Below are 8,568 nucleotides of genomic sequence, written 5' to 3' on the forward strand. Positions count from 1 at the left end.
TCGGCCATCTCGCGCGCATCGCGTTTCAGGATCGAAAGGTCGGTCGGCTTGGTCATGGGGAGAGGGTTCCTTCACGGCCATCGTCGCGCAGGACGATGTAAATCGCGGGAATAACGAGCACGGTGAGCAGTGTCGAGGAGGCGAGTCCGAAGAGCAGCGAAATCGCAAGGCCCTGAAAGATCGGGTCGGTCAGGATCGTCGCCGCCCCGATCATCGCCGCCGCCGCCGTCAGCACGATCGGCTTGAAGCGGATCATCCCCGCTTCGAGCAGCGTATCGCGCAGCGGTTTGCCCTCGCCCTTCGCATGGTTGATGAAGTCGACCAGCAGGATCGAATTGCGCACGATAATCCCGGCCAGCGCGATGAAGCCGATCATCGACGTCGCAGTAAAGGGCGCGCCGAACAGCATATGCCCCAGCACGATACCGACGAGCGTCAGCGGGATCGGCGTCAGGATGACGAGCGGAATCTTGAAATTGCGGAACTGCCCGACGACCAGGACATAGATGCCCAGCAGCGCAACCATGAAGGCCGCGCCCATGTCGCGGAAGGTCACCCAGGTGATCTCCCACTCGCCGTCCCACAGCAGGGTCGGCACCTGTTCATCGTCGGGCTGCCCGTTGAAGCGGACCACCGGCTTTTCCATCCCGTGCGCCTTCCAGTCGAACGCCTCGATCGCATCGTCGACTGCGAAGATGCCATAGATGGGGGCTTCATATTCCCCCGCCAGTTCGGCGGTGACCATATCGGCGGCGCGGCCGTTGCGGCGGAACAGCGCGGGTGATCCCGCCTCCTCGCGCGCATCGACGATCTCGCCGAGCTGGACGAGCCGCCCGCCCGGTCCCATCGTCGCAACCGGCGTCGCGGCAAGGTCGGCGCTCCAGCTGCGCTGCGACTGATCGAGCGCGATGCGGATCGGCAGCGGATCGCGCCCGTCGCCGCGCGGCGCATAGCCGACGGTCTGCCCGCCCAGCAGCGCGCCGATACTGTCGAAAAGCTGGCGCTCCGAAATGCCATAGGCGTCCATCCGCGCCCGATCGGGTATCAGCCGCAGCCGCGGGCGCGGGACGCCGAAGCTGTTGTCGACATCCACCACATAGGGGACGGTGCAGAACAGCGCCTCGACCTGCGCAGCGGTCTTGCGCCGCGTCGCTTCGTCGGGACCGTATATTTCGGCGAGCAGCGTCGCGAGCACCGGCGGCCCCGGCGGGGTTTCGACAACCTTGATCGACCCACCGGCGGGCAGCGGCAGCGCTTTCTTCAGCCGCTGGCGCAGATCGAGCGCGATGGCGTGGCTCGACCGGTCGCGCTCGCCCTTGGGCGCCAGCGTCACCATCAAATCGCCCATCTCGGGCCGATTGCGCAGGAAATAGTGCCGCACGAGGCCGTTGAAATTGAACGGCGCCGAGGTGCCCGCATAGGCCTCCATCGATCGCGCCTCGGGAATCTGCCGCACCACCGCCGCGGCGGCGTCGAGCGTGCGCCCTGTCGTCTCGAGCGACGTGCCCTCGGGCATGTCGAGGACAAGCTGCACCTCCGACTTGTTGTCGAAGGGCAGCAGCTTCACCGTCACCGCCTTGAAATAGAACATCGAGCAGGCGACGAGCGTCGCGGCGCCGACGGCAATCAGGAAATTGCGCGCGCTCTTGCGATCGCGGATCACGCGGATGGCGACGCGGCCATAGAGCGCGCCGAGCTTGCCCCCGCCCGCATGGTCGTGCGCGCCCTGCGCCAGCGTATCGCGCGCAAAGCGCACCATCAGCCACGGCGCGATGATCACCGCGACGAAGAAGGAAAAGAGCATCGCCGCCGAGGCGTTGATCGGGATCGGCGCCATATAGGGGCCCATCAGTCCCGATACGAACAGCATGGGAAGCAGCGCCGCGACGACGGTCAGCGTCGCGATGATCGTCGGATTGCCGACCTCGGCGACCGCATCGACCGTCGCGTCGATCCGGCTGCGCCCGTCGGCCATCGCCCAGTGGCGCGCGATATTCTCGATCATCACGATCGCGTCATCGACCAGGATGCCGATCGAAAAGATCAGCGCGAACAGGCTGACGCGGTTGATCGTGAAGCCCATGATGTTCGACGCGAACATGGTGAGCAGGATCGTGGTCGGGATGACCACCGCCGTCACCCCCGCCTCGCGCCAGCCGATCGCGAAGCCGATCAGAATGACGATCGACACCGTGGCGAGTCCGAGGTGGAAGATCAGCTCGTTCGCCTTTTCATTGGCGCTTTCGCCATAATTGCGCGTCACCGCGACCTCGACGCCCGGCGGGATCAGGCTGCCGCGCAGCGCCTCGACCCGCGCGACCACAGCGTCCGAAACATTGACGGCGTTGGCCCCCGAACGCTTCGCGATCGCCAGGCTGACCGCGGGCGCCATCGACCAGCGATCGCCCGCGCCTCTGGCCCAGCGCCATGCGCGTGCCTGATCCTCACCCGGCCCCTGCGTGACCGTCGCGACATCGCGCAGATAGACGGGATTGCCGTTGGCGGCGCGCACCGTGATCGTCGCCAGTTGCTCGGCGCTGCGGACCGTCTGTCCGGCAACGACGGCGGTCGCCGCGCCGCCTTCGCGCACCGTTCCGAGCGGGAAGCTGCGGTTTGCCTGTCCCACCGCGTCCATCAGCGCGCCGAGCGAGACGCCATGCGCGGCGAGTCTCGCCGGATCGGGAACGACGCGAAGCTGTTCCTCCTGCCCGCCGGTGATGAAGGTCAGGCCGACATTGTCGACCTTCGCAACCTCGGTCCGCAACCGGGCGGCGAGCGACCGCAGCGCCTGCTCGTTCCAGTCGCCGCGCGCGCCGGCCTTGGGCGACAGCGTCAGCACCACGATCGGCACATCGCTGATCCCGCGCACCGTCACCTGCGGCGGCTGGATGCCCTGCGGCAGCTTGTCCATATTCGCCGACAGCCGCTCGTTGATGCGGATGGCGGCGTCGTCGGGATCGGACCCGACCAGAAAGCGCGCGGTGACCATCACCCCGTCGTCTTCGGCCTGGGTATAAACATGTTCGACGCCGTCGACGCTCTTGACGATCGTCTCCAGCGGCTTGCCGATCAGCTCGACCGCATCGCTCGCGGACAGGCCGGGCGCGGCGACCATCAGGTCGACCATCGGCACGCTGATCTGTGGCTCCTCCTCGCGCGGGATCGTCATGATCGCGAGCAGCCCGACCATTATGGCGGCGAGCAGCATCAGCGGCGTCAGCGGACTGCGGATCGTCGCGCGCGTCAGCCGCCCCGACAGGCCCAGGCTCATTTGCCCGCCGCCCCGCGCGCCACCGCGATCAGCGTGTCGCCCTTGCCCGCTCCCGACAATATCTCGACCCGCGCCGGATCGTCAGTCGGCGCGATCTGGACCGGCACCCGCGACGTCGCATCCTTGCCGACGATGATCGTCACATAGTCGATGCCATAGCTGGTTTCGACGAAGCGGCGCGGAACGACGAGCGCCTGCCGCTCGCCGACCGCAACGCGCGCCGTGACGCGGCGACCGACCATCGTGCTGGCAAGTCCGGGGATCGGAACGTCGGCCGACATCTGCCCGCCGCTGACCGCGGGATAGACGCGGCCGACGCTGGCGCGCGGCGGCGCCGCGCCCTTGTCGTCCGAAAGTCCCGTCGCCAGCACCGCGCTTCCGACATGAACCTTGTCGGCCAAGGTTTCGGGCAGTTCGAGGCGCAAGACCATCGGTCCCGAGGTGATCGTCGCGATCGACGTGCCGGGCGCGACCGCCGAACCCGCCGGAACCTGCGCGATCAGCACGCGCCCTGCCGAGGGGGCGACCACCGCGCCCTGCCCGGCGATCGCACCGACCGCCGATTGCTGCGCCCGCGCCGCCGAAACCTGTGCCCGCGCCGCACGCGCCTGCGCTTCGGCCTGATCGAGCCGCGCCTGCGCATAGACGCCATTGGCATGGAGGAAGCGCACGCGCTCCAACTCGGCATCGGCCTGTGCGGCCTGCGCCTGGGCCGCCGCCGCCTGCGCGCCATAGGCCGCGCCTTCATAGCCGAGGCGGCTGTCGACGACGCGGCCGATCACCTGTCCCTTGCGCACCATGTCGCCTTCGCGAACACTCAGACTGTCGAGGATGCCGGGAATGCGCGCGCGGGCGTCGGCCATGTCGACGCTCGTTACCAGCGCGCCAACATCCTTCCAGTCGGTGATCGTCACCGGCTGCAACGCCAGCCTTTCGCCCGTCACGGCCGCGCTCTTTTCGGCGGGCGCAGTCGTCTCGCCGCCACAGCCGGCGAGCGATAGCGATGCCGCAAACAGGGCGGCGCTGAGCAGCGCAGAGGTGAGCAGGGATGATGGGCGCATCGTCAATTCCCCGTCACGACCGGCAGGCCGGCCGCGCGCCAGGCGCCCATGCCGCCAGCAAGATGGGTGTCGATGTCGGGCCGCCCCGCCGCCGCCTTGTCGAGCGCCATCGCCGAACGGCGACCCGCGGCGCAGGTCAGGATGACCGGCTTGTCGCCCGCCGGAAGCGCGCTCGCCTGAAACCGCGACAGCGGCATCGACAGCGCGCCCGCGACATGGCCGCTCGCGAATTCGTCCGATTCGCGGACATCGACCAGAATCGCTTCGCCAGCCGCCAACATCTCGGCAAGCGCGTGCGGCGTGATTTCCTTGTGCGCCGGACGGCGGAACAGGTTCAGCATGGTCAAAAACTCCTTGCGCGGACCCGGCCGATGGCGGGTTGATTAATTCAGCTATTGCTAATATTATTTAAATCTAATATGAAGGTCAACAGATATTGCACTCGATCCTTCTGGGTCGCCCCAAATCGAGTGCGGCCGCGATGCGGAGGCACACCGTCCGCCCCGCATCGCGGCCACCCCCAGGGAAAGCCGGCGGCGCCCCACGCGCGCCGGAGCAAGGAGAGAGAAGATGTCGTTACCGCGGATCGTCGTTCTGGGTGCCGGACTCGGCGGCACTATCGCAGCTTACGAGATACGGGAGGCTTCCAAGGGCAAGGCCGAGGTGATGGTGATTTCCGATCAGGAAAATTACTGGTTCGTCCCCTCCAACCCCTGGGTCGCGGTCCGCTGGCGCGAACCCGAAGCGATCTGCGTTCACCTGCCCCCCGTCATGAAGCGCAAGGGGATCGATTTCACCGCGGTCGGCGCAAAGCGCGTCCACCCCAAGGAGAATCAGGTCGAGCTGAACGACGGCGCCTTCGTCGATTATGATTATCTGGTCATCGCGACCGGGCCGAAACTCGCCTTCGACGAGATCGAGGGCTTCGGGCCGGAGGCGAACACCGTATCGGTATGCGCCACCGATCATGCCGCCGCCGCGGCCGATGCCTTCGACCGCTTCTGCGAAAATCCGGGGCCGATCGTCGTCGGCGCCGCACAGGGCGCCTCCTGTTATGGGCCGGCCTATGAATTCGCGCTGATCCTCGACACCGAACTCAAGCGCCGCAAGCTGCGCGACCGGGTGCCGATGACCTTCGTCACCGCCGAACCCTATATCGGCCATCTCGGCCTCGATGGCGTCGGCGATACCAAGAGCCTGCTCGAAAGCGAGCTGCGCAACCGTCACATCAAATGGATCACCAATGCGCGCGTCACCAGCTTCGAGGCCGGCATGGCGCATGTCGAGGAAGTCGCCGAGGACGGCAGCGTCAAGGCCAAGCACGACCTGCCCTTCGGCTATTCGATGCTGCTGCCCGCCTTTCGCGGCGTCGATGCCGTCTTCGGCATCGAAGGACTGACCAATCCGCGCGGCTTCATCATCGCCGACAAGCATCAGCGCAATCCGACCTTCGCCAACATCTATTCGCTCGGCGTCTGCGTCGCGATCCCGCCGGTCGGCCCGACCCCGGTCCCGGTGGGCGTGCCCAAGACGGGCTTCATGATCGAATCGATGGTCACCGCGATCGCGCAGAATCTGAAACTCGAACTCGCCGGTCAGCCACCGAAGCACGAGGCGACGTGGAACGCCGTCTGCCTCGCCGACTTCGGCGACGGCGGCGTTGCCTTTGTCGCGCAGCCGCAGATCCCGCCGCGCAACCTCAACTGGTCGTCGTCGGGCAAATGGGTCCATCTCGCCAAGATCGGCTTCGAAAAATATTTCCTGCGCAAGGTCCGCAAGGGCGAGAGCGAGCCCTTTTACGAAAAGCTCGCGATGCATGCGCTCGGGATCAAGAAACTCCGCTTCTGACGAAAGGAAGACCCATGAACCTCGATCGTGCCGTTTTGCGCTTCGCGGGCGTCGTCGTGCTGACGAGCGTGCTGCTCGCCTGGTTCGTCCATCCCTGGTGGATCGGACTCGCCGCCTTTGCCGGGCTCAACATGATCCAGGCAAGCTTCACCGGCTTCTGTCCCGCGGCGGCCATTTTCAAGCGTCTCGGCGTGCGGCAGGGAGCCGCCTTTAAGTGAAACGCGCCGCGACCCTGCTGACGGCGGCATGCCTTGCCGCGCTCGCGCTGCCGCACCCCGCGGCGGCGCAGGATCTGGCGACCGCCATCGCCGACGCGCGCGCGCACTCGCCCGCGCTCGAAGCGGCGGCGGCCGATGCCGATGCCGCCGCCGCGCGGCTCGCGCAGGCGCGCGCCGCCGCCGGTCCCACCGCCAGTGTCGAGGGCAGCGTCGGCACCGGCCGGCTCGACCCCGGCGGCTATTTCGGTCTGACCGCGCAAAGCGTGACCCCCAGCGCCGTGCAACTGGTCGGCGAATACCCGCTCTACGCCGGTGGACGGATCAGCGCCGCGATCGATCAGGCCGCAGCGGGCAGCCGCGCCGCGACGCTTGGCAAGGATATGGCGCGCCAGAATCTGACCCTCGCGACTGTCGGCGCCTATGCCGAAGTGCTCACCGCGCGCGATCTTGTCGCGAGCTATGGCAAGCTCGTCGATGCGCTGGGCGAGATCGTTCGTCATACCGGCCTGCGCTACGACGTCGGCGATGCGACGAGCAGCGAGGTCGCCCAGGCGAAAGCACGCCGCGCCGAGGGACAGGCCGGTCTCGTCCAGGCCCAGGGCCGCCTCACCGCCGCGCTCGCCCGCCTCGAGCGGCTGACCGGCAAGCCTGTCGGCGATCTCGCCCCCCTGCCCCCGCGCCCCGAGGTTCCCGCGACGCTCGGCGAAGCGGTCGAGGCGGCGGTCGCCGCAAACGTCCTGCTCGCGCAGGCCGACGCTGGCGTCGACGGCGCTGCCGCGGGGGTACGCGCCGCCAAGGCGACCAACCGCCCGCAGCTCGGCGTCTTTGCCGAGGGCGCGCGGATCCGCGACCAATTCTTCCCTGACTATCGCGCCGATAGCGTCACCGTCGGGCTGCGCGGGCGCTGGACCTTCTTCGACAGCGGCGCGGGCAGCGCGCGCGTCCGCGAGGCGCAATCGAAACTCTCGGCCAGCGAAGCGCGGCTGCGTCAGGCGCGCGACGACGTCACCCAGGCGGTGATCGAGGCGTGGAGCGGGCTCGACAGCGCCGAACGCGCGCTCGATGCCGCGCGCGATGGCGACGCCGCGGCGCGCGAGGCGCTGCGCGGCACCCGCCTCGAGGTGCGCTCGGGCGCCCGCCCCCCGCTCGCCGAGCTCGATGCCGAACGCGAAGCGATCGCCGCGACCGCACGGCTCGCCGAAGCGCAGGCATCGGTGCAGACCGCGGCGTGGCGCCTCCGCCTGCTCTGCGGTATCGAATAGGCCTCCTCCTCCACTGGACAAACGGCGCCGCCTCACTATATTAGTTTTATCTAATATTTTAAACGAAGGAATGATCGCATGGACGACCTTCACCGCGATTCCGCCGCCGCGCTGATCGACAAGGCGCGCGCAACCGGCCGTATCCCCGTCGTCAAAAGCTTCTTCGACGAACCGACCTTCACCGCGACGCACGTCGTCCACGACCCCGCGACGCGCAAGGCGGCAATCATCGATTCGGTGCTCGATTTCGACCAGCCTTCGGGCCGCACCGGCCATGCGTCGGCCGACGCGATCGTCGATTATGTCCGCCGCGAAGGGCTGACCGTCGAATGGCAGATCGAAACCCATGCCCACGCCGACCACCTCTCCGCTGCCCCCTATCTGCAGGAGAAGCTCGGCGGCCAGATCGTCATCGGTCGGCATATCGAAACGGTGCAGACGGTGTTCGGCGCCATTTTCAACGAGGATGGGCGCTTCGCGCGCGACGGCTCGCAGTTCGACCGGCTGATGGCCGACGGCGAGCGCTTCATGCTCGGCGAGATCGAGGGAATGGTCCTCCACACCCCCGGCCACACGCCGGCGTGCATGGTGTGGATCATCGGCGATGCTCTGTTCACCGGCGATACCTTGTTCATGCCCGACTATGGCACCGCGCGCGCCGACTTTCCCGGCGGCGATGCGCGCACCCTCTATCGCTCGATCCAGCGCTTGCTGTCGCTTCCCGGCGAAACGCGGCTGTTCCTCTGCCACGATTACAAGGCGCCGGGTCGCGACAGCTTTGCTTGGGAAACGACGATAGCGGCCGAGCGCACCGCCAACGTTCATGTCCACGAAGGCGTGGACGAAGATCAGTTCGTCGCGATGCGCGAGGCGCGCGACAAGACGCTGTCGATGCCGCGGCTGATCCT

Annotated in this window: 7 protein-coding genes; 4 read left to right on the top strand and 3 right to left on the bottom strand. The window is 67.5% G+C overall.

Translation table 11 applies throughout. The features are described from left to right. Positions 1-52: 52 nt before the first annotated feature. Genes ABS88_RS04740 through ABS88_RS04750 form a run of 3 tightly spaced genes read right to left on the bottom strand, consistent with a single transcriptional unit; the run spans position 53 to position 4,673 of the window. On the bottom strand, positions 53-3,271 hold the full coding sequence (locus ABS88_RS04740) for an efflux RND transporter permease subunit (protein WP_286749271.1): 3,219 nt from the start codon (positions 3,269-3,271) through the stop codon (positions 53-55). Beyond that, positions 3,268-4,332: an efflux RND transporter periplasmic adaptor subunit gene (locus tag ABS88_RS04745; RefSeq protein WP_286749272.1), complete on the bottom strand. Its 1,065-nt coding sequence runs from the start codon at positions 4,330-4,332 to the stop codon at positions 3,268-3,270. The genes ABS88_RS04740 and ABS88_RS04745 overlap by 4 nt, the downstream gene beginning before the upstream one ends. 2 nt (positions 4,333-4,334) lie before the next feature. After that, positions 4,335-4,673, bottom strand: coding sequence for a rhodanese-like domain-containing protein (locus tag ABS88_RS04750; RefSeq protein ID WP_286749273.1), 339 nt, complete (start codon positions 4,671-4,673; stop codon positions 4,335-4,337). Positions 4,674-4,902: 229 nt separating this feature from the next. Here ABS88_RS04750 and ABS88_RS04755 point away from each other — a divergent pair, with 229 nt between their 5' ends. From ABS88_RS04755 to ABS88_RS04770, 4 genes are all read left to right on the top strand, one after another. Further along, positions 4,903-6,180, top strand: a complete 1,278-nt coding sequence (locus ABS88_RS04755) for an NAD(P)/FAD-dependent oxidoreductase (protein WP_003044349.1) — start codon at positions 4,903-4,905, stop codon at positions 6,178-6,180. Between the two features lie 14 nt (positions 6,181-6,194). Then, entirely contained in the window at positions 6,195-6,398 is a 204-nt protein-coding gene (locus ABS88_RS04760) for a YgaP family membrane protein (protein WP_003044352.1), read from the top strand. Continuing rightward, positions 6,395-7,660: a TolC family protein gene (locus ABS88_RS04765; RefSeq protein ID WP_058811341.1), complete on the top strand. Its 1,266-nt coding sequence runs from the start codon at positions 6,395-6,397 to the stop codon at positions 7,658-7,660. The genes ABS88_RS04760 and ABS88_RS04765 overlap by 4 nt, the downstream gene beginning before the upstream one ends. A 78-nt stretch (positions 7,661-7,738) precedes the next feature. After that, positions 7,739-8,568: MBL fold metallo-hydrolase (locus ABS88_RS04770; RefSeq protein ID WP_286749275.1), on the top strand; the 830-nt coding region annotated here is incomplete at its 3' end.

The organism is Sphingopyxis sp. SCN 67-31, assembly GCF_001725095.1.

Bases quoted from the DNA above. Each gene is read 5' to 3' on its own strand.
- ABS88_RS04750 (WP_286749273.1), bottom strand. From the start codon at position 4,673: ATGCTGAACCTGTTCCGCCGTCCGGCGCACAAGGAAATCACGCCGCAC.
- ABS88_RS04745 (WP_286749272.1), bottom strand. From the start codon at position 4,332: ATGCGCCCATCATCCCTGCTCACCTCTGCGCTGCTCAGCGCCGCCCTG.
- ABS88_RS04755 (WP_003044349.1), top strand. From the start codon at position 4,903: ATGTCGTTACCGCGGATCGTCGTTCTGGGTGCCGGACTCGGCGGCACT.
- ABS88_RS04760 (WP_003044352.1), top strand. From the start codon at position 6,195: ATGAACCTCGATCGTGCCGTTTTGCGCTTCGCGGGCGTCGTCGTGCTG.
- ABS88_RS04740 (WP_286749271.1), bottom strand. From the start codon at position 3,271: ATGAGCCTGGGCCTGTCGGGGCGGCTGACGCGCGCGACGATCCGCAGT.